This is a genomic window from Planctomonas deserti (assembly GCF_003067705.1).
Taxonomy (GTDB): domain Bacteria; phylum Actinomycetota; class Actinomycetes; order Actinomycetales; family Microbacteriaceae; genus Planctomonas; species Planctomonas deserti.
In genome coordinates this window covers 759516-785885 of sequence record NZ_QANL01000001.1, presented here as the reverse complement: position 1 = coordinate 785885, position 26370 = coordinate 759516, and the positions used below count along the sequence as shown (strand labels likewise).

The window sequence follows — 26370 nt, the reverse complement described above, 5'->3', positions numbered from 1 at the left end:
CACCGGCCCCGTGCTCGCCGTCTCCATCGCGTTGGCCGTGCTGGCCTTCGCGCTGGCCTGGCCCGTGCCCCTCCTGCTCGGCGCAGCCGCGTGGCCGTCGCGTGCCCCGGCCACCGCGCTCGTGCTCTGGCAGGCCATCGCGCTCGCGGGCGGCCTCTCCATGATCGGCTCGCTTGTCGCGTTCGGCCTCGCGCCGTTCGGCCAGGATCTCGTCGGCGCCGCCGCGCAGTTCACGCGGGCGTCGGCACCGGCCGGCGAGGCGCCGTCCGTTCCGCTCGTGCACCTGTTCGCGCTGAGCGCGGGCGTGCTGCTCGCCGGTCACCTCGTGCTGAACCTCGTGCTCACGATCGTGCGCATCGAGCACCAGCGGCGCAGGCACGAGCGGCTCGTCACCCTGCTGAGCGCGCCCGTTCCGGACCGGCCGAACACCCGCCTGCTCGACTCGCCGATGCCCGTGGCCTACTGCCTGCCGGGCGGCCTCCGCTCGGTCACCGTCTTCTCCGCGGGGCTCGTCGACCTGCTCGACGAGGACCAGTTGCAGGCGGTGATCGAGCACGAGAAGGCGCACCTGCTCCAGCGGCACTACATGGTGCTGCTCGCGTTCGACGCCTGGCGCACCTCGCTGCCCTGGTTCCCCATCGCGACCCGCGCCATGCGCGAGGTCGGCATGCTCGTCGAGATGCTCGCGGACGACCACGCCCGCCGGAGCGCCGCCGACGACGCCCTCGCCTCCGCGATCGTGCTCGTGTCCGGCGACGCGGGCGGGGGCGCGGCAGCATCGGCAGCATCCGGCGGGGTGGCGGCAGGCTCGGCCCCGCGCGCCGCGGATTCCGCGTGGTCGCTCCTGCCGGTGGCATCCGCCCCCAGCGACACGCGGGCGAGGGTGCTCCGGCTGCTCTCCGGCGAGCCGCCCCTGCCCGCCGCGACCCGCACCCTCGTGTGGCTGTGCGCCATCTCCCTGGTGGCCCTGCCGACCGTGATCCTCTTCGCCCCCGGGTTCGTCGGCTGACCGCGCGCCCATCCCGCTCCGGACCATTCAGGACCGTTCAGGACCGGACCGGTCGCACCGGTCAGTCGATGAGCTGCGCCTTGAGGAAGGAGGCGGTGCGGGCGAAGGCGAGCGCCGCGGCGTGGGAGGAGAGCTTCGAGGGGATGCTCGCGTTCGCGAACGAGTGGACGGTACCCGGGTAGCTGTAGGAGACGACCGGCGTGCCGTGCTCCTTGAGGCGGCCGATGAACTCCTCGGGCTCTTCCCCGTCGCCCCACTCGTCCTCCTCGGCGAAGTTGAGCAGCACGGGGCAGGGAACGACGCCGTGGTCGTCCGGCGCGACGGTGGCGTAGTACGCCGCGACGGCGTCGACGGTGCCGGCCTGGCCCTCGAGAAGGGCGAGCCAGCCGCCCAGGGAGAAGCCGATCAGGCCCACCCGCAGGGCTCCGGCCGCCCGCGCCTGCTGCACGCTGTCGGCGATGGTGGAGAGGGCGAAGGCGAGGTCGAGGTCGCGCATCAGCTCCTCGGCGGAGTCCTCGTCGGCGGTCGCCCGCCCGTCGTAGAGATCGGGGACGAGCACCGAGAAGCCCGCGTGCACCAGGCCGTCCGCGTACGCCTCCAGCCAGGGCAGCCGCCCGTACCAGTCGTGCACCAGCACGATCGCCGGACGCCCCGCGGGTCCGAACTCGAGCGGAACGCCGGGGGAGGGGATGTCAACGATGGTGCCCACCCGGTCAGTCAACCATCCCGCCGCGGGCGCCGGATCGACGGCACGCGCGGTGCGCTGGCATAGTCGGAGTACTGCACGCTCGAAGAGGAAGCACGAGAGATACGACATGGACACATCCCTGCACGGGAACGACGCCGGACGCTCCGACCAGGGACGCGAGGCCATCCTCTCGGGGCGCGCGTCGCTCGGCATCGAGCTCGGATCGACCCGCATCAAGGCGTGCCTCGTGGGCGACGACCCGGCGACGGTGCTCGCGACGGGGAGCCATGAGTGGGAGAACCAGTTCGTGGACCGGGTCTGGACCTACAGCATCGACGCCGTGTGGGCGGGCCTGCAGGACGCGTACGCGAACCTCCTCGCCGACGTGGAGGCGCGCTTCGGCGTGCGGCCCGAGTCCTTCGGCGCCATCGGCGTCTCGGCCATGATGCACGGCTACCTCGCGTTCGACGCCGACGACCAGCTGCTGGTGCCGTTCCGCACCTGGCGCAACACGACCACCGGCCGGGCGGCCGGCGAGCTCACCGACCTGTTCGGCACGAACATCCCGCTCCGCTGGTCGATCGCTCACCTCCACCAGGCGGTCCTCGACGAGGAGCCGCACGTGCCGGAGGTGCGCTTCGTGACCACCCTCGCCGGTTACGTGCACTGGCGGCTCACCGGGCGCAGGGTCATCGGCATCGGCGACGCGTCCGGCATGTTCCCGATCGACTCCGCGACGAGGGACTACGACGCGACGCTGCTCGGCCGGTACGACGGGCTCGTCGCGGACTCCGCGCTCGCGCTGCCGGTCGCCGAGCTCCTGCCCGAGGTGCTCGTGGCCGGCCAGGCTGCCGGAACGCTCACCGCCGAGGGCGCCGCCCTCCTCGACCCGACCGGATCCCTGCAGCCGGGCGCCGAGCTGTGCCCGCCGGAGGGTGACGCGGGCACCGGCATGGTGGCCACCAACGCCGTCGCGCCGCGCACGGGCAACGTCAGCGCCGGCACGAGCATCTTCGCCATGGTCGTGCTCGAGCGCCCGCTCGAGAACGTGCACGAGGAGCTCGACCTCGTGACCACCCCCGCCGGCGATGCCGTCGCGATGGTGCACTGCAACAACGGGGCGAGCGAGCTCGCCGGCTGGGTCGGGCTGTTCGGCCGCTTCGCCTCCGCGGCCGGCGTCCCGCTCGACAACGACGCCGTGTTCGAGGCGCTCTTCCGCGAGGCGCTGGAGGGCGACGCCGACGCGGGCGGGCTGCTCGCCTACAACCACCTCGCGGGCGAGCCCATCGCCGCCCTCGACGAGGGCCGCCCGCTCTTCGTGCGCACGCCGGAGAGCCGGTTCACGCTCGCCAACTTCATGCGCGCGCAGCTGTACGGCGTGTTCGGCACGCTGAGCCTCGGCATGCGCGTGCTGGAGAGCGAGGGCGTCGCGCTCGAGGAGATGTTCGCCCACGGCGGCGTGTTCCGCACGGCCGGGGTCGCGCAGCGGTTCCTCGCGGGAGCGCTCGGCGCGCCCGTGACGGTCGGCGAGAGCGCGTCCGAGGGCGGCGCGTGGGGTATCGCGGTGCTGGCCTCCTACCTCTCCTCGGCGGGCGACATGGATCTCGGCAGCTACCTGCGCGAGCGCGTCTTCGCGGTCGCCGAGTCGACGACGGTGCAGCCGGACCCGCAGGACGTCGCGGGCTACGCCGCGTACCTCGACGCCTACCGGGCCGGGCTCGCGGTCGAGCGGACCGCGGTGCAGGCGCTCGCCGCGTCCGCCGCTGAGACCGCGGAGTAGCGACAGAGGCAGCAGGGCGGCGGACGCGTCAGTCCGCCATGGCCCTGCTGTCCGCGGGCGAGGCGGCCACCGAGCTCGGGGCCGGGTCGTACGTCACCGTGCCGGTGGAGCCGTCCACCGTCACCACCTGGTCGTCGGTGAGTACGGCCGTCGCGCAGCCGACGCCGACCACAGCCGGGATGCGGTGCTCCCGGGCGATGATCGCCGGGTGGGCCAGCGCTCCTCCGGCGTCGGCGATCAGCGCGCCCAGCGCCGGGAACAGGATCGACCAGGAGGGCCGGGTGGTGGGACAGACCAGCACGTCGCCGCGCCTCACGCGGTCGAAATCAGCCTCGGAACGCACGATGCGCACGGGACCCGTGTAACTGCCCGCTGACGCCGCGACGCCGGACAGCACGCCCGCCAGCTCCGGCGCTTTCCGCGAGCTGAGCTCGGCCTGCCCGACGTGCCCGACGGAGAACAGGAGCGCCTCCAACGGCACGCGGGCACTCCTCGGCAGCGCGTCGAGGGACGGCGGAGCGCTCGGCTCCGGCCCGTAGCTGGGTGGGCCGGGGTGCGCCAGTGCCCAGGCCCGCTCGCCTCGGCGTCGCCGCACCGCCGGGCGGAGCCGGAGCCGGGCAGCACTGTTCCGGTTCTGCTGCTCGAGCCCGTCGAGCGCTTCGAGCACCTCGTCGAGTGTGCAGTAGAAGACGTCGTCCACCGCCGCGAGCACGGCGGCCCGCACGAGCCGGAGCCCGGCCTCCAGCGCCGCGTACCGAACGATGGCGAACGGCGCCTCGAGAGTCCAGAACGCGTTCTCGTCACGCAGGGGATAGGTGGCGCGACCCCGTTCGAGCGCCGCGTCGAACCGCTCGAGGCGGTCGCCGCTGAGTCGCGTCCGAGCCTCCCGCTCCGCCTCCCGGCGGACCTCCGCATGCGACTCGGCCTCGGCATCCGGGTCGAAGCCGCGCTGGTCCCGCAGCTCCCGCTCCAGCAGGCCGGGGATCTCGGCGACCGTCGGATCGGACAGCTCGACGGACAGCGCCCGGACTCCGTAGACCTGGGAGTGGTCGAGCAGGGCCGCGCGCAATTCCTCATCGTCCGTCGCACGCGCCGCGATGCGGGCCAGCTCGCGAGCCGGATCCGAGGTGGTGTGGGAGGTTCCGACGACCAGCCGCAGCGTCTGCTCGACGTCCCAGCCGAGCAGGTCGGTGCAGGTCATCGCGAGGTTCGCCACTCCCGTGAAGTTGGCCATCACGACCTCGTAGTGCGTTTCGAGCGACCGGCTGAAGAACGCGTCGCACTCCCGCAGATGTCGGGCGAGCCCGGCGGCGGACATGCCCGGCAGGTCGACATCGCGCAGGTCGGCCACGCGACGGCGCTGGCGCGGCAGGTACTCCTCGTGCCATCGCCGCACGGTCTGGCCCACGAGGTCGTCGCGCTCGGCACGGCGAGCGGCCGCGAGCCGCCTCCTCGTGCTGGGCGCGAGCCGCAGCAGCGCCGGCATCAGCCAGGACGGCGGCGCGGGTGGCATCTCTCGGCCTGCGTCCGGATCGAAGCCGACCGGCAGCATCGCGAGGTACTCCCAGCCGCCGATGGTCCGGATGTGCCCGTCGAGGATGAGCCCGTACAGCTCGGTCATCCGTCGCAGCGGGCCGGTCATCCGGAAGACCGAGACGCTGAGCGGGGTGGGCGGGGACGACCAGTGCATGTCCTCCCGCACCCAGTAGCCGGGTGGGGGTTCGACCGGGATCGGTACGGGCTCGATGAGCGTCGTGATCGGCCGGGCCTGGAGGAGGAAGAGACGGTCGTCGCCCTCGATCGCCCACTCGATGTCCTGGGGCGCGCCGCGCTCGGCCGCGACCAGTCGCGCGAGACGGGCGATCCCCAGGGCCTGATCCGCGGTGATCGCCGTCACGTCCTCGTCGGCGGCGTGGGCGTCGTTCCCCCGAATCGTCCACTGGTCCGGGGTCAGCTCCCCGGACACCAGACGATCGCCGAGGCCGGGCACCGCGTTGACGAGAGCGGTGCCGGAATCTCCGGTGATGGGATCGACGCTGAAGGCAACCCCCGCCGCGCTCGCGTCGACGAGGCGCTGGACGAACACCGCCATCGGTGCCCCGTCGGCGGACGCTATGCAGGCTCGGGCGGCAGCCATCACCGCATCTCGCCCGCGGACCCCGAGGACGGTGACGTACCGGCCGGCCGCGGACTCGTCCGGCTGGTCCTCGTTGACCGAGGACGAGCGCACGGCGACCGGTGCATCACCGAGGAGGGCGGCGGCATCCGCGAGAGCGCGGAGCTCGTCGTCGCTGGGCGGCTCGACGGACGCCGAGAGCACCACACCGGGCGGAACCGGGTAGCCGGCGGCGAGGAGCCGGGCGAGCGGGGCGGCCTTCGCGCCCCAGGTGGCCGCCTCCGCTGCGGGGAGGTCGGCGAGGGTGCTGATGGTTCTCATGGCCCGATCGTGTCCTCCTGCCGAGTCGGGGTCATCCGCGCTGGCACGTAGTTCCGCTCGGGTCCGGCGGAGGTGTCCGACGAGGACGGCAGTACGTAGGGGCGGCTTCAGCCCGGGGTGCCCACCGAGTGGTCGCCCTCGGCCCAGCGGGCGATCTCAATCCGCGATGTCGCGCCCAGCGCCGCGTAGATGTGGCGCAGGTGCGTCTCGACCGTCCGTTCGCTGAGGAAGAGACGCCCCGCGATCGCGGCGTTGGACAGGCCGATGGCGACAAGGCGGGCGATCTCGGACTCCCTCGCCGTCAGTGGAGGGTCACCCGGGCCGCGGCGGCGGGCGGGGTGGCGCCCCAGGGCACGCGCCAGGCGGCGCGCGCGATCCGTCCACCAGGAGACCCCCTGCGCCTCGAACACGGCGAGCGCCCGCTCGACGTCGGCGAGGGCGACGGCCGGCTCACCCTCGGCCGCGCACTCCGCCGCCTCCACATGCGTCTGAGCGGCGTGGAGGCGGAACCCCAGCTCGTCGAGACGGCGCGCAGACTCCCGAAGCAGGCCGACGGCTTCCTCGCTCCGGCCGGCGGACGCGGCGGAGAGTCCGGACAGGCGGTCGGCGAACGCGTCGAGAACCGGACTGTCCGGGCCCCGGGAGCGCAGGAACCGGGCCTGACGGTCCGCGCGGGTCGGGTCGTGCCCCATCGCGCCCGCTATGCCGGCGTGCACGCTTCGCAGGCAGAAGAGGAACAGGAACGAGTCGAGGACTCCGAGGTCCGGGTCCGCCACCCGGCCGGGCTCGCCCGCGCGGAGGGCGAGGGTCGAGCGAACGAGGGCGGCGAAGGAGCCGAGGCCGCGGTCCCGGTCGAGGCCGCCCCGGTAGAGGCGTTCGGCCTCGGCGAGCCCGGCATGTGCGCGGCCCGTCCGTCCGCGCTCCGCCGCGATCAGAGCCGAGAGGAGGCCGGCCGCCACGCGGGAGCGCATCGAGCGGGATGCCGCCGCCACGGTGTCCGCGGTGGTTGCCTGGTCCTGCGCCTCGTCGAGGTCACCGCGGAGGTAGTGGACGAACCCCAGCCAGGTGCGCGCGATGCACTCCTCCGACGGCCCGCCGTCCCTGAGCACCAGATCGAGGTACTCGCGGGACAGGCGGAGGGACGTGGGAAGGTCCCCGCCCAGCACGGCCACCCGAGCGAGCATCCGGGTGGCCGACATCGCTCCCGCCGCCCATCCGCTGTCCTCGAGCTCGGCGACCGCGCGCGTCGCCTGCCGGCGGGCGTCGCCGATATCGCCGTCGAGCACCCGGAGGACGGTGAGCCCGAGCGCCTCGACGCCCCGGCCGCGCGGGTCGTCGTCCCCGCCGGCCGCTCGCACCACCTGCGCCGCCGCCGCTCGCAGGTGCCGCATGTCGCCGAACCGTCCGGCCCAGACGAGGGCGGCGAGGTCCCGCTCCAGCTTCTCGACCGTCGAGGACGTCGACTGCGATGTCGGCGGAATGACCGGGAGGGTGTCGGACACCCCCGGGTCGCCGGGATCCTCCGGTGTGAGCTCCCGAGCGACCCGTTCCACGTCGACGGCCTGCATGCTCGCCATCATCAGGCGGTACCGGACGGAGGCGGCACGGTCGGCGTCGTCGCACTCCTCCGCGAGGGTGAGGGCGCGCTGCCAGGCGCCGTCCGCGGAGAAGGCGTCCCCGAGCCGGGCGTGGGCTGTGCCGAGAGCTTCGAGCGCCTCCGCCAGGCGGGCTCGATCCAGGCCGGGGATGGGAACCTCGGTGAGGGGCCGCAGGTATCGAACGACGTCACCTGGCCCGCCGTCGTGCTGCGCGTGCTCCGCCGCGGCGATCGCTGCAGCCGCGTACCCCGCCCCGCCCACCTCGGGTCCGGCGAGCAGGTAGTGCTCGGCGGCGGCGGCGCGTTCCCCCGCCCGCTCGAGGGCACCGGCGAGTCGCGCGTGCAGGCCGGCGCGGACGAAGGGCGGCCGCTCCATCAGGTGCTCCCTGTACATCGGGTGGGCGACGACGTAGCGGTCGGCCGGCAGGTCCGGGCAGGCGCGCGCCGGGCCACGACGCAGCAGTGCCTCGACCGCGGCACCCGCCCGCTCCCGGTCCCACCCCGACGCCGCGGCCATGGTCGCGAGGTCGAGGGGCCGATGGGCCAGCGCGAGGACGTCGAGAACGGTGCTGGCCCGAGAGCCGAGCTGTCCGCGTTCCCGATCGATGAGGTCCCGGACGGGGACGGGTAGCCGCGCCGGCCCGTCTGCGTGTCCAGCGTCGGGCGCCCCGTCCGACAGCGCGACCGCGTACAGGGGAAGGCCCGCAGCCCGGTCGAGCGCCTCGCGATCGTGGTCGGCGACACGACCCGCCGAGGAATCGGAGCCGTGCGGGGGTGCCGGATGCAGGATCCGAAGCACCGCGTCGTCCGGCAGCCGATCGAGCGACAGGCGCAGAACCGGAGCTCCCGTGTCGATCGCTCGGATCGCCCGTCCGCCGTCGAGCCCGCACGCGAGGAGGAGCAGCATCGGAACGCGCGGCGCACGGCGGGACAGCGAGTGCACCAGCGCGAGGCTCAACGCGTCGAGGTGCTCCGCATCGTCGAGGAACAGCGCGACGGGTGGGTCGCCCTTCGACGGCACGATGGCCGACCGCAGTGCGTGGATCGCGGCCGACGGCGCGAGCGGACCGGATTCGGCCCATGCCCGGGGGTCGAGCAGCGGTGCGGTCGGCGAGGAACCCTCGAGTGCCTCCGTGACGGGCGCGAGGGCCAGTTCCGCGAGAAGCGGATGGCCGGACCCGGCGAGCACCCGGAAGCCCCGGTCGCGGGCAACGGCGAGGGCGTGCCCGGCAAGAGCGGTCTTCCCGATGCCCGGTTCACCGGTCACGAGCACGACCGATCCCCGCCCCTCGACGGCCTCGTCGAGGGCGCGCTGCAACGCGAGGATCTCGCTCCCGCGCCCCTCCAGCGTGCGCGTGTGCGAGCACCCCGGCGCCCGGGAGGCGCCGTCCATGACGACAGAATGCCACCGGCGAGCTCCTGCGACGAGTGGCCCGCGAGCCCACTCGCCGCCGCTCGCCCCGCCCGTCCCTCCCACCGCCTCACATCGCCCGCCGCGGCGGGTGAGAACGAGTTTACGGAAGGGTTACGACGCCGCAACGGGGCGGGATCGCAGGTTGCCTAGCGTCGGGGGGAACGTCCCCCGATCGGAAGGCCAGCCACATGTCCTACGTCTCCCCGAGCGCCGTGCTCGACGCCGCCATCGAGGCCGGCGCCGCGAAGTCGCGGCTCAGCACCACCCAGATGCTCGTCCGCGGTGCGTTCGCCGGGGCGATCCTCGGCTGCGCCACCACCTTCGCGTTCACCGCGACCCTGCAGACCGGCTTGCCCATCGTGGGGTCGATCCTGTTCCCGGTCGGCTTCGTCATGATCGTGCTGCTCGGCCTCGAGCTGGTCACCGGCAGCTTCGCGCTCATCCCGCTCGCCGTGCTCGAGGGCCGCGCCACGGTGCGGGGGATGCTCAAGAACTTCGGCCTCGTGATCGTCGGGCACCTGCTCGGGTGCGCCGGGTACCTCCTGCTGTACGTCGCCGTGATCACCCGGATGGGCACGGACACCTCGGACCCGATGATCGGTCAGATCCTCGCGGTCGCGGAGGCCAAGACCGCCGGCTATGAGGCGATCGGGCTGTCGGGCCTGGCGCTCGTGGTCATCAAGGCGATCCTCTGCAACTGGATGGTCACGCTCGGCGCAGTGCTGGCCTTCACCTCCACGGCGACAGGCGGCAAGGTCGTGGCCATGTGGCTGCCGGTGACGACCTTCTTCGCACTCGGCTTCGAGCACGCGGTCGTGAACATGTTCGTGATCCCCGCCGGCATGCTGCTCGGCGCGGACGTGTCCTTCGCCGACTGGTGGGCGTGGAACCAGCTCCCGGTGCTCGCGGGCAATCTCGTCGGCGGGGTGCTGCTGACCGCCGCCCTGCTCTACCTCTCCCACCGTCGTGCGCCGGTCCGCACCGCGATGACGGTGCCGGAGCCGGTCGACGGGGCGGTCCTGAAGACCGCGTGACGTCCCTTCGACAAGCTCAGGGACCGTGTGCAGGGTGCGTTCACGCAACGGGCACGCGACCGTGCGGGGTGCGCCGGTTTGACCGGGGAGCGGGCGGGTTCCAGACTGGCGCGATGAGCACTTCCCCCGATCCGGAGACCGCGCGCCTCGACATCGACCTGGATCGGAAGGTGTTCGACATGGTCTCGTCCACCGCGAGCCGCGTCGATCCGGACTCGCCCACCCGCTTCACCTACTACGAGGCCGATGGCGTGCTGTGGGGCGACTACGCCGGCGACACGGTGGATGTCGGCCGCTTCTGCGGCACGCGCGAGCTCGACACGATCGACATCTCGTTCGTCCATCGCGGCCGGTCGGGCGACGTGGTCCGCGGGTCGGCCCGGTCGCGCATCGAGCGGGACGAGGAGGGCATCGTCACACTCGTCGAGGACTTCGTCGCGCCCGACGGATCACCGGCCGTCAGCGTGTGTCGCGAGGTGCCGAGCCGCTGAGCGGACCGCCGCCCTGCCGGCGCGACCGGTCGTCGCTGGTGCGGACGAACCGGGTCATCCCGAAGCGCTCGCCCGAGTTGTCGAGCGACGCGTCAGTGGAGCGCCGCATCCGCAGCGACACATCGAACCGGGCCTCGTCCATGAGGAACACGGTCTCGGTGGCCTTGATGGAGGGCCACTGGGCCAGCCGGGTGGCGACGAGGTCGTGGATCGCCGCGACGTCCGGCGCGCGCACCAGGAGCATGGCGTCGTGCTCGCCCGTTGTGACGGCGAAGTACTCCAGCTCCTCGAGCCCGCCGAGGCGCGAGCGGAAGTCCGCCCACTCCGACTGGCGCAGCGTGATGAAGACCATCGCCGCGACGCTGAGCCCGGCGCTCGCCGGATCGACGTCGGCGTGGACGCCGCGGAGCACCCCTGCGGACACGAGAGCCTCGTAGCGGGAGTACGCGTTCGATCGGGAGATGTTCAGCCGTTCGGCGAGGGCCGCTATGGAGGCGCGCCCGTCCTCGCGCAGCGCTTCGAGCATCCGCACGTGTATGTCGTCGAGGTGCACGTTCCTCCAATCGTCCAGCCGGGACCCTGACCCGGCGCGCCTCCCTGGGAGAAACGGCTCGGATAAGCGCGAGCGGAGGACATTTTGTGCACTCATCGCGTTCCCTTTTGGATGATGACGTATTTCAGGGCTACTTTCTAGGAAACCGTTCTTCCCGCCACCCGAGGAGCCCTCCGTGCACACATCGATTTCCCGGGTCGCCGCCGTCGCGGCGATGACCGCGGCGGGGGCGCTCGTCCTCGCGGGCTGCGCGGCGACCGCGCCGAACACCCCCAACGGCGCCGAGCAGGGCGGCGGCGGGAACGGCACGCTCGTCGTCGACGCCTCGTTCGACCTCGCCACCGCAGACCCCAACCGTGAGTACGAGACCACGGGCTCCATCGTCGCGAAGGCGCTGTACGAGACCCTCCTCACCTTCGAGGGCGATGACGTCACCGAGCCCGTCGCCGGCCTCGCCGACTTCGAGATGAGCGAGGACGACCGTGTCCTCACGCTCACCATGGAGTCCGGCCACACCTTCTCGGACGGCTCCGAGGTCACGGTCGACGACGCCGTCTTCTCCCTCCAGCGCGTGCAGGGCATCGCGGGCAACCCGTCGTTCCTGCTCGAGGGCGTGACCGTCGAGAAGACCTCGGACACGACGCTGACCCTCACGTCGGAGACCCCGAACCCCGCCCTGCCGTTCATCCTGCCGAACCCGGCGCTCAGCGTCGTCAACCAGGAGGTCGTGGAGGAGAACGGCGGATCGGCTGACGCGTCGGACGCCGCGGAGGACTTCCTGAACGGCACGTCCGCCGGATCAGGCCCGTACATCCTCGACTCCTACGACGCCAACGCCGAGGTCGTGTTCACCGCCAACCCCGAGTACTCCGGAGACGCGCCGGCCTACGAGCGGGTCGTGCTCCGCAACGTGCCGGGCGAGACGCAGCAGCTCAACGTGCAGGCGGGCGAGTCCCAGATCGCGCTCGACCTGAACCCCGACCAGGCGGCGGGGCTCGACGAGGACGCCGTCACCCTGATCTCCGGCGCCTCGCGCTACGTGATCTTCCTCTTCCTCAACCAGAGCGAGGGCGTCAGCCCGGTCACGAGCAACCCCGACTTCCTCCGGGCGGTCAAGCTCGGCATCGACTACGACTCCATCGTCGACCTGGCCGGCGAGGGCTCCGTTCGCCCCGGCGGCTTCATCCCGTCGCTCTTCAACGGCGCTCTCACCGCAGACCAGGGCAACCAGCAGGACGTCGAGGCCGCCAAGGAGGCGCTCGCCGCGTCCGGCTACGCGGGCGAAGAGGTCCAGCTGAACTTCCCGAACGACATCACCGTGCAGGGCCTGTCGCTGCAGAGCGTCGCCGAGTCCGTGCAGGCCCAGCTCGCCGAGATCGGCGTGAACGTGTCGCTCGCCCCGGCCCCGGTCGCCACCGAGCTCGACGCGTACCGCAACGGCACGGAGCAGATCGGCCTGTGGTACTGGGGCCCCGACTTCCCGGACCCGTCGAACTACCTCGCGTTCACCCCCGGTGAGCTCGTGGGCCTCCGTGCCGGCTGGACGGCGGACGCGGATCCCGCCGTGAAGTCCCTCGCCGACGCCGCGCGCGCCGCGACCGGGGACGAGCGCGCCGCCGCGTACGAGGAGCTGCAGGTCGCCCAGAACGAGTCCGGTCCGTTCATCCCGCTGCTGCAGCCGGCCCAGAACGTGGCGACGGCCAAGTCGGTCACGTCGGTCGCGCTGAACCCGGTGTGGACGATCGACCTCGGTGCCACGAAGTAGCGGCGTCCAGCCCATAGCGAGTACCGCGCGGCGGGGAGTCCATCCCCTCGCGCGGTACCTCGCCGCCCGGCTGGCCGTCACCGTGCTGCTGCTCGTCGGGGTGACCCTCGTCACCTTCGTGCTGACCAACCTCGTGCCGGCTGACCCCGTGCAGGCGTCGCTCGGAGAGCAGGCCGCGGCCAACCCGGAGATCGTCGAGGCGTTCCGGGAGCGTGCCGGCCTCGACCAGCCGCTCCCCGTGCAGTACGTCACCTTCCTCGGCAACCTGGTGCAGGGCGACCTCGGCACCTCGCAGCAGACCCGGCAGGCGGTCTCCGCCGAGCTCGGCCGGGCCGTGCCCGCCACCATCGAGCTGGCCCTCGGCGCCATCGTCGTGTCCGCGATCCTCGGGGTCGGCCTCGGCATGATCGCCGCGCTCAAGCGGCGCAGCGCTGTCGACCAGATCATCCGGCTGGTATCGACGATCGGCATCTCGATCCCGTCGTTCTGGCTCGCGCTGATCGTCTACTACGTGTTCTTCTTCCAGCTGCGCCTCTTCCCCGGCTCCGGGCGGCTGTCCGCCATCCTCACCCCGCCGCCCACGGTGACCGGCCTCTACACGGTCGACTCGCTGATCGCGGGCGACATGGTCGCGTTCTCGGACGCCCTGGCGCACCTCGTGCTGCCCGCGTCGGTGCTCGCCCTGTACACGATCGGGCTGCTCACCCGCTTCGCCCGCTCGGCCGTGCTCGAGGTCCTCGACCAGGACTACGTGCGCACCGCGCGGGCCAAGGGCCTGCCAGGCCGGGCGGTGCTGCTCGGCTACGTGCTCCGCGGTTCGCTCGTGCCGATCATCACCGTCATGGGCATCGCGTTCGGCTCGCTGCTCTCGGGGACCGTGCTCGTGGAGAACGTGTTCTCCTGGAACGGCATCGGCCAGTACTCCTACAACGCGGCGACCCGCCTGGACCTGCCGGCCATCATGGGCGTGGGCCTGGTCGTCGGCGTCGTCTACATCCTGCTGAACCTCCTCGTCGACGTGCTCTACGGCGTCATCGATCCGCGGGTGAGGGTCGCGTGACCGCCGCGATGCCGGTGCTCCGCCGCCGGCGCTTCACGACGCCCCGCGCGCTGCGCACGCCCCTCGCGATCGCGGCCATCGCCGTCATCGCGTTCTGGCTGGTCGTCATCGTGCTCGCGCCGGTGCTCAGCCCCGCCGGTCCGCTGTCCCAGGCCTTCGACCGCCTGCAGCCGCCGAGCGCCGAGCACTGGTTCGGCACGGACCAGGTGGGCCGCGACGTGCTGTCCCGTGTACTGCACGGCGCCCGGGTCTCCGTCCCGATCGCCCTGATGCTCGTCGTCGCCTCGATGCTGATCGGCTCGGTGCTCGGCGCCGTCGCCGGCTACTTCGGCCGCGTGCTGGACGAGGTCATCATGCGCGTCGCCGACCTGGTGTTCGCGTTCCCCACGATCATCCTCGCCATGGTGATCGCCGCGTCCCTCGGCCCGAGCCTCGGCAACGCGGTCATCGCGATCCTCGTCGTGTCCTGGCCGCCGTACGCCCGGGTGACCCGTTCGCTCGTGCTGAGCGCCCGCCAGACCGAGTACGTCGTGGCCGGGCGCCTGCTCGGCAACGGCCCGTTCACGTCGCTGACGAAGGACGTGCTCCCCAACATCGCCGCGCCCGTCGTGGTGCTCGCGACGCTCGACGTCGGCACCGCGATCCTCCTGCTGTCCGGGCTGTCGTTCCTCGGCCTCGGCGCCGTGCCGCCCACGCCCGAGTGGGGCGCCATGGTGGGCGACGGCGTGCAGCAGTTCGCCTCCTGGTGGATCGCCGCGGCCCCCGGCCTCAGCATCATGACCGTCGTGCTCGCCTTCAACGTGCTGGGCGACGTGCTGCGCGACACCCTCGACCCCCGCACGGCCGACGCGGTGAAGGGCGGGACCCTGTGAGCGACAGCACGCGACGGGGCCTCGCCGGGAGCGGAAGCGGGCCGACCGGCGACGGCGCGGTCCGCATCCGCGACCTCCGCGTCGAGCTCGGCCCCCGCTCCGCGCGGCGCACGGTGCTGAACGGCATCGACCTCGACGTGTCGCCCGGGCAGGTCACCGGCCTCGCGGGCGAGTCCGGCTCCGGCAAGACCATGACCGGCATGGCCGTCATGGGCCTGCTGCCCGCGGGCGCATCCGTCGCGGGGTCCATCCGCTTCGGGGAGACCGAGCTGCTCGAGCTGTCGCCCCGGCGGCTGAACGCCGTGCGCGGCAACCGCATCGCGATGATCTCCCAGGACCCGACCTCGAGCCTGCATCCCATGCTCTCCATCCAGCGCCAGCTCACGGACCACTACCGCGCGCACACCGGGGCGTCGAAGGCGGATGCGCGCGACCGCGCCCTCGAACTCCTCGACCTCGTGCAGGTGCCGGACCCGGCCACCGCGCTGCGGAAGTACCCGCACCAGTTCTCCGGCGGGCAGCTGCAGCGCATCGCCATCGCGAGCGCGCTCATGTGCCGGCCGACCGTGCTCATCGCCGACGAGCCCACCACCGCGCTCGACGTCACGGTGCAGGCCGGCGTGCTCCGGCTGCTGCGCGGGCTCTGCGACGACCTCGGCCTCGGCGTGCTGCTCGTCACCCACGACCTCGGCGTGATGTCGGCGCTCGCCGACACGATCGCCGTCATGCGCGGCGGGCGCATCGTCGAACGGGGCACGCGCCACCAGGTGATCACCGCCCCCGAGCACGAGTACACGCGGTCCCTCATTGCGGCGCTGCCCGAGCATCACCGGCCCGCGGACGGGAAGGACCCCTCGTGACCGAACTGCTGCGCATCGAGGGGGCCCGCATCTCGTACCGGCAGCCCGGCCGGGGACGCATCGAGGCGGTCCGCGGCGTCGACCTGACGCTCGAGGGCGGCGCCGTGCTCGGCCTCGTGGGCGAGTCCGGCTGCGGGAAGTCCACCATCGCCCGCGCCGTTTGCGGCCTCGTGCCCCTCGACGACGGCCGTGTGCTGCACAACGGCCGCCCGGTGCGCCCGCTCGGGCTGCGCCGCCGCGACGCCGAGGACCTCCGCATCCAGATGGTGTTCCAGAACCCGTACGCGTCGCTGAACCCCCGCCGCACGGTGGGCAGCCAGATCACCGACGGGCTGCGGATCAACCCCGACCGCTCCGCCTGGACCGTCGCCGGCCTGCTCGGCGAGGTCGAGCTGGAGCGGTCGGCGGCGACGCGGTACCCGCACGAGTTCTCCGGCGGCCAGCGGCAGCGCATCGCCATCGCGCGGGCCATCGCCTCGGGGCCGGACCTGCTCATCGGCGACGAGCCGATCGCCTCGCTCGACGCCTCCCTGCAGGCCCGGGTGGCGGAGCTCATGCGCGACCTGGCCGTGCGCACCGGGGCCGGCCTGCTCTTCATCAGCCATGACCTCTCGATCGTGCGGGTCATCGCCGACGACGTCGCCGTGATGCGGGCCGGGGAGATCGTGGAGACGGGATCCGCGGCGGGCGTCTGGGACGCGCCCCAGCATCCGTACACCCAGCGACTGCTTGCGGCGGTGCCGAAGGTCGACGGCCTCGGCACCCTGCCGGGCTAGACGTCCAGGCGGTAGCCGCGCTTCACCACGGTCTGCACGAGGCCGGGGACGCCGAGGGTCTGCCGGAGCCGGCTCAGCGTCACCTCCATGGCGTGGTCGTCGACCGTGCCGGGCAGCAGTGCGGCGAGCTCCGCCCGCGACACGACCCCGCCGTTCGCGGCGACGAGCGCGCGCATGAGCGCCTCTGCGGCAGGGGAGAGCGGGATGCGGCGCCCGGCGATGTCGACGGAGGCCCCGCGGATGGCGAGGTCGCCCTGCCGCGTCTGCACGCGGAGGACCCGGTTCTGCTCGAGGTACTCGCAGACCAGGCGGATGAGGGCGCCCATCCGGTAGCGCTGCGGCTGGATGGGCTGGATGCCCGCTGCCTCGAGCGGGGCGGCGGTCACGGGTCCGACGGCCGCCGACAGCACGTCCGAGCGCATCGCGTCGAGGAGCGGCTCGATGCGGCCGAGCGCCTCGGCGGCGCCGAACAGGGCGTGCACGGCGGGCGCGCTCGTGAACGTGACGGCGTCCAGCTGCCGCGCGACGATGGCGTCGATGAGGCGGCCAACGCGCTCGTCCGCCGCGTCCGGCGACACCCAGCGGTAGGGCGCGACGGTGAGCACGCGCACGCCGGCGTCGCGCAGCCGGGAGAGCTGGTGCTCGTCGGTCTGGCCGTGCAGCTGCACCGCGACCGCCGTCGCGTGCGGGTACTCGGCGAGCGTCTTGTCGACGAGGGAGGCCGTGGTCTCCTCGTCGCTCATGCCCGCGTCGTCGAGGCCCGCCGCGCGGATCGCCCCGCGCGCCTTGGGGCCGCGCACCAGGATGTCGGTCTCGGCCAGCGCGTCGGTGAGCTCCTGTCCCAGCCCGGCGGAGTCCGCCACCTCGAACCAGCGGCGGATGCCGTAGGAGGTGGTGGCGAGCAGCACGTCAGGCGCGGCGTCGATGAGCACCCGGGTGTCCTCGATGAGCGGCTCGTCGTGCTCGGCGTGCGCGATGCGCAGCGTGGGCGCGTGCAGCACGGTCCCGCCGCGGCGCTCGAGGGCGTCGATGAGGTCCTCGCTGCGGCGGTCGCTCGTCACGCCGATCCGGAACCCCTCGAGCTGGTCCGCCCGGAAGCCCGGCACGGGCGCGCTGTCGGTCACGATCGTCATCCTGCTGCAGCGTGGGCCGCTCCGTCGCGGACCACGCCGATCGCCTCCGCATCCCCCTCGTGCGCCAGGCGCACCACCTCGCCGATCACGAGCACCGCGGGTGAGGACACGGCCGCCTGCGCGGCGACCTCGACCACGGTGCCGAGGTCGGCGAACGTCGTCCGCTGCCGCGGCGAATAGCCCCGCTCCACGATCGCGACGGGCATGCGGGGCGACATGCCCTCACGCTGCAGGCCGTAGCTCGTGGCGGGCAGCGTGCCGACCCCCATGAGCACGACGATGGTGCCGCCGAGTCCGGCGAGGCTGCGGTACTCGACCTCGGTCAGCGGCTCGTGACCCGAGACGACGGTGAACAGCTTGCTGACGCCCCGGTGGGTCAGGGGGATGCCCGCTGCGGCGGGCACCGAGATCGCGCTGGTCACGCCGGGGATGACCCGCACCGGCACGCCGGCCCGCCGACACGCGGCCACCTCCTCGCCACCCCGGCCGAAGACGTAGGGGTCGCCGCCCTTCAACCGGGCGACGTTCGCCCCGGCGAGGGCGTGCGCGACGAGCAGGTCCTCGATGTCCGACTGGCTCACCGGGTGGTGGTGCGGCCTCTTGCCCACATCGATGAGCTCGGCGTTCGGCGCGAGGGTCGCGAGCGTGGCGTGCGGGGCGAGCCGGTCGAACAGCACGACGTCGGCGTCTCGCAGGGCGGCGGCTCCGGCGAGCGTGAGCAGCTCCTCGGTCCCCGGTCCGCCGCCGATCAGCGTGACGGAGCCCCTGCGTCCGGCGCCGGTCATCGGCCTCGCCCTCCGCCGGCGCCGTCCCGCACCGGGATGGTCGCCCCGGACAGGAGCACGGCGCCCGCGCGCCGATCCTCCTCGGTCGCCGGGCGGGACTGGTCGCGCTCCGGCACCCGGGCCACGGTCGGATCCGGCGTCGCGGGCGCGTTCACGAAGGACCGGAAGCGGCGCAGGCGCTCGGGATCGGCGAGCGTCGCCGCCCACTCGTCCTGGTACGTGTCGACGTGGCGCGCCATCGCCGCCTCGAGGTCCTCCGCGAGGCCGAGCGAGTCATGCACCACGACGTCGCGGACGTGGTCGAGGCCGCCGTCGAGGTCCTCCATCCAGCGGGCCGTGCGCTGCAGGCGGTCCGCTGTGCGGATGTAGTACATGAGGTACCGGTCGATGTAGCGCACGAGGGTCTCGTCGTCCAGGTCGCCCGCGAGCAGCTGGGCGTGCGTCGGCTGGAAGCCCCCGTTACCGCCGACGTACATGTTCCACCCCTTGTCCGTGGCGATCACCCCCACGTCCTTGCCCCTCGCCTCGGCGCACTCCCGCGCGCAGCCGGAGACGCCGAACTTGAACTTGTGCGGCGCGCGCAGGCCACGGTACCTCAGCTCCAGATTCACGGCCATGGACACGGAGTCCTGCACGCCGAAGCGGCACCAGGTCGACCCGACGCAGCTCTTCACGTTGCGCAGGGCCTTCCCGTAGGCCTGACCGGACTCGAATCCGGCGTCGACGAGGCGCCGCCAGATGTCCGGAAGCTGCTCGAGCCGCGCGCCGAACATGTCGATGCGCTGCCCGCCGGTGATCTTCGTGTACAGGCCGAAGTCCGTGGCGACCTGGGCGATCACGGCCAGCTTGGCGGGCGAGATCTCGCCGCCCGGAATGCGCGGAACGACGGAGTACGTGCCGTCCTTCTGCATGTTCGCCATGGCGCGGTCGTTCGTGTCCTGCAGGGTGCCGCGGCCGCCGTCCAGGATGTACTCGCCCTGCTGGGTGGCGAGGATCGAGCCGACAACGGGCTTGCAGACGTCGCAGCCCCGGCCGGAGCCGAAGCGGGCGAGGATCTCCTCGAACGAGGTGAGCTGCAACACGCGCACCGACTCGAACAGCTCCTGCCGGGAGAGCGAGAAGTGTTCGCAGAGCGCGCGGGACACGGTGACGCCGGCCTTCGCGAGCTCCGACTCCAGGATCTTCTTCACGAGCGGGACGCAGGATCCGCACTGGGTGCCCGCGCGCGTGCAGGCCTTCAGCGGCCCGAGGGTGGTGCACGCCTCGCCGTGGTCGCCGTGCGCGCCGACGACCGCATCCCGCACGGTCCCGACGGTCACGTTGTTGCAGGAGCAGACCAGCGCGGCGTCGGGGAGGGCGTCATCGGCGGGCGGTTCTGCCCCGGCGGCCGACAGGTAGGCCGCGGGTTCGCTCGTAAGGGCGCTGCCGACGAGCGGGCGCAGCGATGCGTACGGCGAGGCGTCGCCGACGAACATGCCGCCGAGCAGCGTCTTCGCGTCGTCGGACACCACGATCTTCTGGTACAGCCCGCGGGCGGGGTCGGCGTAGACAATCTCGAGCGCGTTCTCGGCGGTGGCGAGCGCGTCGCCGAAGCTCGCGACCTCGACGCCGGAGAGCTTGAGCTTGGTCGCATCGTCCACCGTGGTGAACTCGGCGGCCCCGCCGAGCAGGCGGTCCGCGACCACCTCGGCCATGGCGTTCGCCGGCGCGACGAGCCCTACGCAGCGGCCGTCGAAGCTGGCGACCTCGCCGATGGCCCAGATGTGCGGGTCGCTCGAACGGCACTCCGTGCCGATCGCGACGCCGCCGCGGGGGCCGAGCTCGAGCCCGGCGTCGCGGGCCAGCTCGTCCCGCGGGGTGATGCCGATGGCGAAGACCACGAGGTCGGCCGGCGTCCTCTGGGCGCTGGCGAAGGTGACGCCGGTGACCGCTCCGGCGTCGTCCGTGACGATCGCCCGCGGGCGCGTGCCCAGGTGCAGCGTGACGCCCTGCGCCGCGATGAGGCGCCCGAGGGCCTGCCCAGCGCCCTCGTCGAGTTGCGCCGACATGAGCCACGACCCGGAGTGCACCACGGCCGCATCCGCGCCGAGCGCGGCGACTCCGCCCGCGGCCTCGAGTCCGAGAAGCCCGCCGCCGGCGACGAGCACGCGGGCCGGGCGGCCCAGCTCCGCGGCGCGGCGCCGAACCTCGGTGCGCAGGTGCTGCACGTCGTCGATGGTGCGGTAGACGAGGGCGTGCTCCTTGCCGACGATGTCGGGCACCGGGGCGGAGGATCCGGTGGCGAGCACGAGGTCGTCGTAGGCCAGCACGTCCCCGGTCGACGTGGTCACCGAGCGGGTGGCCGGGTCCACCGAGACGGCGCGCTCGCCGAGCCGGAGGGTGACGTCCGGGTGCTCCCACAGCGCTGGGGCGAGCGTCAGGTCCTCGTCCTCCGCGTACAGCCGCCGGCTGAGCGCCACCCGGTCGTACGGGCGGTGCGCCTCTTCGGCGAGCACGGTGATGCGCACCGTGCCGGGTTCCGCGCGGGCGCTCAGGGCCTCGACGAGGCGGTGGGCCGCCGGTCCGCCGCCGACCACGACCACGGTGCGGGGGATGCGCGTCGTGGCGTTCTCAGGTGTCGTCATGTGTCCTCCGGTGCTGCCGCGGATGCTGACTTCGAACGGTACGGGGACGCGGTTACCCCGCCGTTTCCCGCGTGTAACCCCGGGTAACGGGCGGCGCACACGGCCACCCGAGCGGTGTGAGGTGCGTTTCACGCCCCCGAAACGAAAGGCGCCAGGAACCGAAACATGCCGCACCTAGGGTCCTGTTCACGGGGAGTCGCCCCGGTGGAGGAAGGAGTCACCATGACGTTGACGATGGAGCCGTCGGCACGGAGCACCTCGGATGCCGCCTGGGAGCGCGCCTGCGCCGTCGACGACCTCGAGCCGTCCTGGGGTGAGGCCGTGCTGCTCCGCGCGAAGCAGATCGCGCTCTTCCTCCTCGCGCCCGGCGAGGTCTACGCCGTCGAACACCGCGACCCGCACGCCGGCGCGAACGTGATGGCGCGCGGCATCGTGGGCTCGAAGGGCGAGCGGCCAACCGTCGCGTCGCCCCTGCACAAGCAGGTCTACGACCTCGGCACCGGGGAGTGCTTCACCGATCCGAGCCTCTTCCTGCAGACCTTCCGCACGCGCATCGTGGGCGGGTTCATCGAGGTCGAGGTGACGCCGTGATCGCCGGGACGAAGGCCCTCGCCACGCGGGTCCTCGGGACGCGGGTCTTCCCGGGGTCGCGGGTCTTCGCCGCCCGCGGTGCGCGCGTCGGCCGCCGCACAGCCACCCTGCTCGCGGTCTCCCACGGCACGTCGTCGGCCTCCGGGCAGGAGGCGGTCGCCGCCCTCGTGGACGCGGTCGCGGACAGCATGCCCGGCAGGCACGTGGCCGGCGGCTTCGTGGACGTGCAGCAACCGGACGTGCCCGCATCCCTGGACGCGCTGGATGAGGGCGCCGAGGCCGTGATCGTGCCGCTGCTGCTCTCGGCGGGCTACCACGTGCACGTCGACCTCGTGCGCGAGGCGGCGTCGTCCGAGCGGCCGACGAGGATCGCGCGGGCGCTCGGCCCCGACGACCGACTCGTCGACGTGCTCGTGCGCCGGCTCGACGAGGCAGGCGTCACCGAGGACGACGTGGTCGTGCTCGGCGCGGCCGGGTCGAGCGACGCCCGCGCCGTGGCGGACTGCCGCACCGTGGCCGCCCGCCTCGGGGAGCGCATCGGCCGGCCCGTCGAGGCCGCGTTCATCTCCGCGGCGACCCCGCGGCTCGAGGACGCGGTGGCGGCGGCCCGCGCCGCGCATCCCGGCCGCCGCGTCGTCGTGAGCACCTACCTGCTCGCCCCGGGATACTTCGCGACGCTCGCCCGGCGCGCGGGAGCCGACCTGGCGACCCGCCCCCTCCTCGTGCGCGGCGAGGAGCCGCCGGCGGAGCTCGTCGAGATCGTGCGCGACCGCTTCCTCGCGGTCGACGGCGCCTGAGGAGGGAGTCCGCGCTCGATGCCTGCGCAGTCGGTGGGTTGCGCGGTCGGTGGGTTCTCCACGCAACTCAGCAGATCCGGTCCCGTCGAGGACGTAATTCAGCAGATCCGCAGTCCTACCCGACGCGATGCAGCAGATTTGGTCCCGTCGAGGACGTAATTCAGCAGACCTGGCCGACACGCCGTCCAGCACAGCCGACACGCCGACCGCCGATCCGGATCTGCTGAATTGCGTCGGACGCCGTTGCCCGGATCGCGCTGAGGGATACGGTCGCTGAGCCTGTCGAAGCGACGTGAGGCGCGTTTCGTCCCTTCGACAAGCTCAGGGACCGTGTTGGTCGCCTCCGGCTCGCAACGGCGGGACAGTGCCCGCCAGCGGGACCCGGACGGGTTTGGGTGATCTCGATACGGTCGCTGAGCCTGTCGAAGCGACGTGAGGCACGTTTCGTCCCTTCGACAAGCTCAGGGACCGTATTGGTCGCCTCCGGTTGGAAACGGAGGATACGGTCGCTGAGCCTGTCGAAGCGACGTGAGGCATGTCGCGTCCCTTCGACGAGCTCAGGGACCACGGCGGCCGCGCCCGGCGACCCGCAACGTCCCACTTGACGTTTCGTTCATCGATGTACATGATGTGTCTACATCGATGTAGTGCATCGATGTAGAACCGCCCGCGGCCCTCGCGTCGCTCACATTCAATGGAGAAGCTCATGAGCGCTGTTTCGTCCGACTTCCTGAGCGGGCCCGTCGCGCCCGCCGCCACCGACCGGGTGACGCTGTCGCCGCTCGGCCTCGGCGACGTCTCCCTGGCCGAGGGGGGCATGCTCGGCGCGTGGCAGCACGTGAACCGCGCCAGCACCCTCCGCCACTGCATCGAGCAGCTCGAGACCTCCGGTGCCCTGCCCAACATGCGCCGCGTGACGGGTGAGAGCACCGACGACTTCGTCGGCTTCCACTTCAGCGACTCCGACATCTACAAGACGCTCGAGGCCATCGGCTGGGAGGCGGCGCGCTCCGACGTGTCGGAGTTCCTTCCGTTCGTCGACGCGACGGTCGACCTGCTGACCCGGGCGCAGGACGCGGACGGCTACCTCAACTCCTTCTACCAGACCGTCAAGGTCGACGACCGGTTCCAGGACCTGCGCTGGGGCCACGAGCTCTACTGCCTCGGCCACCTGCTGCAGGCGGGCGTAGCGTGGGCCCGCACGGTCGGGCGCAGGGACATCCTCGAGATCGGCCTGCGAATGGCCGACCTCGTGCACGACGTGCTCGGGCCCGAGGGCCGCGACGGGGTTTGCGGTCACCCGGAGATCGAGACGGCGCTCGTCGAGGTGTACCGGGTCACGGGGGAGCGGAAGTACCTCGACCTCGCCCAGCGGATGATCGACCTCCGCGGCAACCGCCTCGTCGGGCACGACCGCTTCGGCTACCCCTACTTCCAGGACCACGAGCCCGTCCGGGAGGTCACCGAGGCCACCGGTCACGCCGTGCGCCAGCTCTACCTGACGGCCGGCGAGGCGGACGCCTACGTCGAGAACGGCGACGAGGCGCTGCTCGAGTCGCTCGAGCGGGTGTGGCGCAGCGTGCACGAGCAGAAGATGTACATCACGGGCGGGCTCGGCTCGCGGCACCGCGACGAATCCTTCGGCGACGCGTTCGAGCTGCCGCCGGACCGCGCCTACTCCGAGACCTGCGCCGCGATCGCGAACTTCATGTGGAACTGGCGCATGCTCCTCATCCAGGGCGAGTCGCGCTTCGCGGACGAGATGGAGCGCGGCCTCTACAACGCCATCGCGGTGTCCACGGACATCGACGGCGACGCCTTCTTCTACTCGAACCCACTGCAGCTGCGCACCGGCCACGGCTCAGACGACGAGGACTCCCCGTCGAGCCGGCTCACCTGGTACTCCTGCGCCTGCTGCCCGCCGAACCTCGCCCGTCTCGTCTCGTCGCTGCAGCACTACGTCGCGACCAGCACGACGGAGGGCCTCCAGCTCCACCTCTACGCCGCCGGGGACATCCGCCTCGCCGACGGATCCACCGCCCGCGTCGACACCGCGTACCCCTGGGACGGCACCATCGGCATCGACTTCGACGCGGCCTTCGCGGGCGAGCTGCGCCTGCGGGTGCCGGCCTGGGCGACCGGGTTCACGGTCGCCGTGAACGGGGCCGCCGTCGAGCCCCGGGTCGAGGCCGGCTACGCCGTGCTGCCCACCGGCTCCGCGGTCACCCGCGTCGAGCTCGTGCTCGACATGCCGCCCGTGGCCCACCGCCCGCACCCGTACCTCGACGCGTCCCGCGGCTGCGTCGCCGTGAGCCGTGGGCCCGTCGTCTACTGCGTCGAGCAGGCCGACCTCGGCGCCGACCTCCTCGTCGAGGACGTGCTCGTGCCGGCGAACCCGACGCTGGAGCTGGGCCCGGTGGACGAGACCCTCGGCACGCCGACCATCCTCGTCGCGGACGGCGCCCGCCGCCCGGCCCCGGGCACGAACCCCTATCCCACGGCGGCCGAGGTGGCGGAAGCCGCCGCGGCCGCGGCCGAACCCCTCGCCGTGCAGACCATCCCCTACTTCCGCTGGGCCAACCGGTCCGAGGGGGGCATGCGGGTCTGGCTGCCCACGACGTAGCCGGGACCCAACCGCGCCGTGCAACGTCCAACGCCGCACCGGCGGACGGAACCGGCATCGGCACCGCGGAACAACCGCAACGACACAGCACCAACCGAACGAAGCAGTACGGCACGGCCGGCGCCCGCCGGCCCGAAGCAGTGACCACAGTGAAAGAGGAACGCAATGAGGCGTAAGACGCTGAGAACCATCGCCCTGTCCGTGGCGGCAGCCACGGCCGTCGCCCTGTCCGGATGCGCGGGCGGGGGTGGCGGCGGCGACGCGGCCGCCGGCGGCACCGTCACCCTCTGGGTGCGTGACTACCAGGAGGCGATCATGAAGCCCCTGGCCGACGCCTTCAACAAGTCGCACGACACCAAGGTCAAGGTGACCCTGGTGCCCGCGGGCGAGTTCGTGCAGAAGCTCGGCACGGCCGCCGCGGGCAACAACGCGCCCGACATCGCGTCCATCGACCTCGTCTTCACTCCGTACTTCGCATCCGTCGGCGCCCTGGCGGACATCACGGACAAGGTGGAGGCTCTCGACTACGCGGACGACCTGAGCCCGGCCCACGTCGCGCAGGGCCAGTACGAGGGCAAGACCTACTCGGTGCCGTTCACCGGCGACGTCTCGGTGCTGTTCTACAACAAGACGCTGTTCGCCGAGGCCGGCCTCGACCCCGAGGCGCCGCCGAAGACGCACCAGGAGATCGCGGACGCCGCGGCGAGGATCTCCGCGCTGGGCGACGGGAAGTACGGCTACGTGTTCTCCGGCGCCTGCGGCGGCTGCAACATCTTCAGCATGACCCCGCTGATCTGGGCGAGCGGCGGCAACGTGCTCAACGAGGACGGCACGAAGGCGCTGCTCGACTCGCAGGAGGTCACCGACGCGCTCCAGCTCTACCGCGACATGTGGGCGAACGGCGACATGCCGGAGCTCGTGCAGACGGACAACGGCCCGAACGCGGGCACGCCGTTCCAGGAGGGCAAGATCGGCATGAAGGGCGACGGCACGTTCTTCCTCGGCACCCTCGCCTCCGAGGGCACGGTCGACTTCGGCGTCACGCCGCTCCCCGGTAAGGACGGCGGCAGCGCCTCCTTCGCCGGCGGTGACAACCTGTCCATCACGTCCGGCTCGAAGAACCCCGACGGCGCGTGGGAGTTCCTCGAGTGGGCCACGGGCGAGGAGGCGCAGACGCAACTCGCCGACGCGTCGGTGCTCCCGATCCGCATGGATCTGCTCGACGACATCTACATCCCGAAGGACCCGCGCTACCAGGTGTTCGCGGACGCCCTTGCCAAGGGCTTCGTGCCCTACAGCACGGTCGAGAACGAGCTGTTCAACGACAACAACGGCATCTGGGCGACGCTCATCGCGGAGTCCGTGTTCGGCGGCGACATCGAGGCCGCGCAGAAGAAGGCCCAGAAGGCCGCCCAGGCCCTTCTCGACGAGGCGAACGACTAGGAACGGACGCCGGGCGGGGGTGGTGACACCCCCGCCCG

20 protein-coding genes are annotated in these 26370 nt (G+C 72.5%); 13 read left to right on the top strand and 7 right to left on the bottom strand.

Going from position 1 to position 26370, the window contains the following annotated elements:
• Positions 1–10 precede the first annotated feature (10 nt).
• Positions 11–1009: a M56 family metallopeptidase gene (locus DAI20_RS03565; RefSeq protein ID WP_108249159.1), complete on the top strand. Its 999-nt coding sequence runs from the start codon at positions 11–13 to the stop codon at positions 1007–1009.
• Positions 1010–1070: 61 nt separating this feature from the next.
• On the opposite strand, the gene DAI20_RS03560 is transcribed toward DAI20_RS03565, so the two are convergent.
• Entirely contained in the window at positions 1071–1718 is a 648-nt protein-coding gene (locus DAI20_RS03560; protein ID WP_108249158.1) for a dienelactone hydrolase family protein, read from the bottom strand.
• 106 nt (positions 1719–1824) lie between these two features.
• Between DAI20_RS03560 and DAI20_RS03555 the strand changes: the two genes are divergently transcribed.
• Positions 1825–3477, top strand: a complete 1653-nt coding sequence (locus DAI20_RS03555; protein ID WP_108249157.1) for a xylulokinase — start codon at positions 1825–1827, stop codon at positions 3475–3477.
• Positions 3478–3505: 28 nt separating this feature from the next.
• Here the strand turns inward: DAI20_RS03555 and DAI20_RS03550 are convergent, their stop codons facing one another.
• Entirely contained in the window at positions 3506–5914 is a 2409-nt protein-coding gene (locus DAI20_RS03550) for a PEP/pyruvate-binding domain-containing protein (protein ID WP_108249156.1), read from the bottom strand.
• 107 nt (positions 5915–6021) lie between these two features.
• A complete protein-coding gene (locus DAI20_RS03545; protein WP_108249155.1) occupies positions 6022–8904 on the bottom strand; it encodes a helix-turn-helix transcriptional regulator in 2883 nt (960 codons plus the stop codon).
• A 209-nt stretch (positions 8905–9113) separates the two neighbouring features.
• Between DAI20_RS03545 and DAI20_RS03540 the strand changes: the two genes are divergently transcribed.
• Both DAI20_RS03540 and DAI20_RS03535 read left to right on the top strand, forming a co-directional pair.
• Positions 9114–9959 carry a formate/nitrite transporter family protein gene (locus tag DAI20_RS03540; RefSeq protein WP_108249154.1) on the top strand — a complete coding sequence of 282 codons (846 nt, stop codon included), beginning with the start codon at positions 9114–9116 and terminating at the stop codon, positions 9957–9959.
• A 113-nt stretch (positions 9960–10072) separates the two neighbouring features.
• Positions 10073–10450 carry an avidin-fold protein gene (locus DAI20_RS03535; protein ID WP_240605850.1) on the top strand — a complete coding sequence of 126 codons (378 nt, stop codon included), beginning with the start codon at positions 10073–10075 and terminating at the stop codon, positions 10448–10450.
• Here the strand turns inward: DAI20_RS03535 and DAI20_RS03530 are convergent.
• Positions 10419–11003 (bottom strand): Lrp/AsnC family transcriptional regulator, encoded by a 585-nt coding sequence (locus DAI20_RS03530; protein ID WP_159084901.1) that lies wholly within the window; start codon positions 11001–11003, stop codon positions 10419–10421. The genes DAI20_RS03535 and DAI20_RS03530 overlap by 32 nt on opposite strands.
• Positions 11004–11178: 175 nt before the next feature.
• On the opposite strand from DAI20_RS03530, the gene DAI20_RS03525 reads away from it, so the two are divergent.
• Genes DAI20_RS03525 through DAI20_RS03505 form a run of 5 tightly spaced genes read left to right on the top strand, consistent with a single transcriptional unit; the run spans position 11179 to position 16336 of the window.
• On the top strand, positions 11179–12768 hold the full coding sequence (locus DAI20_RS03525; protein WP_205781331.1) for an ABC transporter substrate-binding protein: 1590 nt from the start codon (positions 11179–11181) through the stop codon (positions 12766–12768).
• The gene (locus tag DAI20_RS03520) at positions 12755–13828 is read left to right on the top strand and encodes an ABC transporter permease (protein ID WP_240605849.1); all 1074 of its coding nucleotides are present in this window, start codon (positions 12755–12757) and stop codon (positions 13826–13828) included. The genes DAI20_RS03525 and DAI20_RS03520 overlap by 14 nt, the downstream gene beginning before the upstream one ends.
• Positions 13825–14700 (top strand): ABC transporter permease, encoded by an 876-nt coding sequence (locus tag DAI20_RS03515; protein ID WP_240605848.1) that lies wholly within the window; start codon positions 13825–13827, stop codon positions 14698–14700. Before DAI20_RS03520 ends, DAI20_RS03515 begins: the two co-directional genes overlap by 4 nt.
• Positions 14697–15560: an ABC transporter ATP-binding protein gene (locus tag DAI20_RS03510; RefSeq protein WP_168927666.1), complete on the top strand. Its 864-nt coding sequence runs from the start codon at positions 14697–14699 to the stop codon at positions 15558–15560. Before DAI20_RS03515 ends, DAI20_RS03510 begins: the two co-directional genes overlap by 4 nt.
• Entirely contained in the window at positions 15557–16336 is a 780-nt protein-coding gene (locus tag DAI20_RS03505; RefSeq protein ID WP_108249152.1) for an ABC transporter ATP-binding protein, read from the top strand. The genes DAI20_RS03510 and DAI20_RS03505 overlap by 4 nt, the downstream gene beginning before the upstream one ends.
• Here the strand turns inward: DAI20_RS03505 and DAI20_RS03500 are convergent.
• From DAI20_RS03500 to nirB, 3 genes are read right to left on the bottom strand one after another with little or no spacing between them, the layout of a single operon-like run.
• Positions 16333–17469, bottom strand: coding sequence for a uroporphyrinogen-III synthase (locus tag DAI20_RS03500; protein WP_108249151.1), 1137 nt, complete (start codon positions 17467–17469; stop codon positions 16333–16335). The genes DAI20_RS03505 and DAI20_RS03500 overlap by 4 nt on opposite strands.
• Positions 17466–18254 (bottom strand): uroporphyrinogen-III C-methyltransferase, encoded by a 789-nt coding sequence (gene cobA, locus DAI20_RS03495; RefSeq protein ID WP_108249150.1) that lies wholly within the window; start codon positions 18252–18254, stop codon positions 17466–17468. The genes DAI20_RS03500 and cobA overlap by 4 nt, the downstream gene beginning before the upstream one ends.
• A complete protein-coding gene (gene nirB / locus DAI20_RS03490) occupies positions 18251–20878 on the bottom strand; it encodes a nitrite reductase large subunit NirB (RefSeq protein WP_108249149.1) in 2628 nt (875 codons plus the stop codon). Before nirB ends, cobA begins: the two co-directional genes overlap by 4 nt.
• 222 nt (positions 20879–21100) lie before the next feature.
• Here nirB and nirD point away from each other — a divergent pair, with 222 nt between their 5' ends.
• The 4 genes from nirD (at position 21101) to DAI20_RS03470 (ending at position 26332) form a co-directional block, all read left to right on the top strand.
• Positions 21101–21469 (top strand): nitrite reductase small subunit NirD, encoded by a 369-nt coding sequence (nirD, locus tag DAI20_RS03485; RefSeq protein ID WP_108249148.1) that lies wholly within the window; start codon positions 21101–21103, stop codon positions 21467–21469.
• Entirely contained in the window at positions 21466–22266 is an 801-nt protein-coding gene (locus DAI20_RS03480; protein ID WP_306766455.1) for a sirohydrochlorin chelatase, read from the top strand. Before nirD ends, DAI20_RS03480 begins: the two co-directional genes overlap by 4 nt.
• 706 nt (positions 22267–22972) lie before the next feature.
• On the top strand, positions 22973–24889 hold the full coding sequence (locus DAI20_RS03475; RefSeq protein WP_108249717.1) for a glycoside hydrolase family 127 protein: 1917 nt from the start codon (positions 22973–22975) through the stop codon (positions 24887–24889).
• Positions 24890–25054: 165 nt separating this feature from the next.
• A complete protein-coding gene (locus tag DAI20_RS03470; RefSeq protein WP_108249147.1) occupies positions 25055–26332 on the top strand; it encodes an ABC transporter substrate-binding protein in 1278 nt (425 codons plus the stop codon).
• Positions 26333–26370 lie beyond the last annotated feature (38 nt).

What these genes read in the sequence shown, in the direction of transcription:
- DAI20_RS03555 (WP_108249157.1), top strand. Translation starts at nt 1,825, where the DNA reads ATGGACACATCCCTGCACGGGAACGACGCCGGACGCTCCGACCAGGGA.
- DAI20_RS03540 (WP_108249154.1), top strand. Translation starts at nt 9,114, where the DNA reads ATGTCCTACGTCTCCCCGAGCGCCGTGCTCGACGCCGCCATCGAGGCC.
- cobA (WP_108249150.1), bottom strand. Translation starts at nt 18,254, where the DNA reads ATGACCGGCGCCGGACGCAGGGGCTCCGTCACGCTGATCGGCGGCGGA.
- DAI20_RS03550 (WP_108249156.1), bottom strand. Translation starts at nt 5,914, where the DNA reads ATGAGAACCATCAGCACCCTCGCCGACCTCCCCGCAGCGGAGGCGGCC.
- DAI20_RS03535 (WP_240605850.1), top strand. Translation starts at nt 10,073, where the DNA reads ATGAGCACTTCCCCCGATCCGGAGACCGCGCGCCTCGACATCGACCTG.
- DAI20_RS03500 (WP_108249151.1), bottom strand. Translation starts at nt 17,469, where the DNA reads ATGACGATCGTGACCGACAGCGCGCCCGTGCCGGGCTTCCGGGCGGAC.
- DAI20_RS03470 (WP_108249147.1), top strand. Translation starts at nt 25,055, where the DNA reads ATGAGGCGTAAGACGCTGAGAACCATCGCCCTGTCCGTGGCGGCAGCC.
- DAI20_RS03545 (WP_108249155.1), bottom strand. Translation starts at nt 8,904, where the DNA reads ATGGACGGCGCCTCCCGGGCGCCGGGGTGCTCGCACACGCGCACGCTG.
- DAI20_RS03475 (WP_108249717.1), top strand. Translation starts at nt 22,973, where the DNA reads ATGAGCGCTGTTTCGTCCGACTTCCTGAGCGGGCCCGTCGCGCCCGCC.
- nirD (WP_108249148.1), top strand. Translation starts at nt 21,101, where the DNA reads ATGACGTTGACGATGGAGCCGTCGGCACGGAGCACCTCGGATGCCGCC.
- nirB (WP_108249149.1), bottom strand. Translation starts at nt 20,878, where the DNA reads ATGACGACACCTGAGAACGCCACGACGCGCATCCCCCGCACCGTGGTC.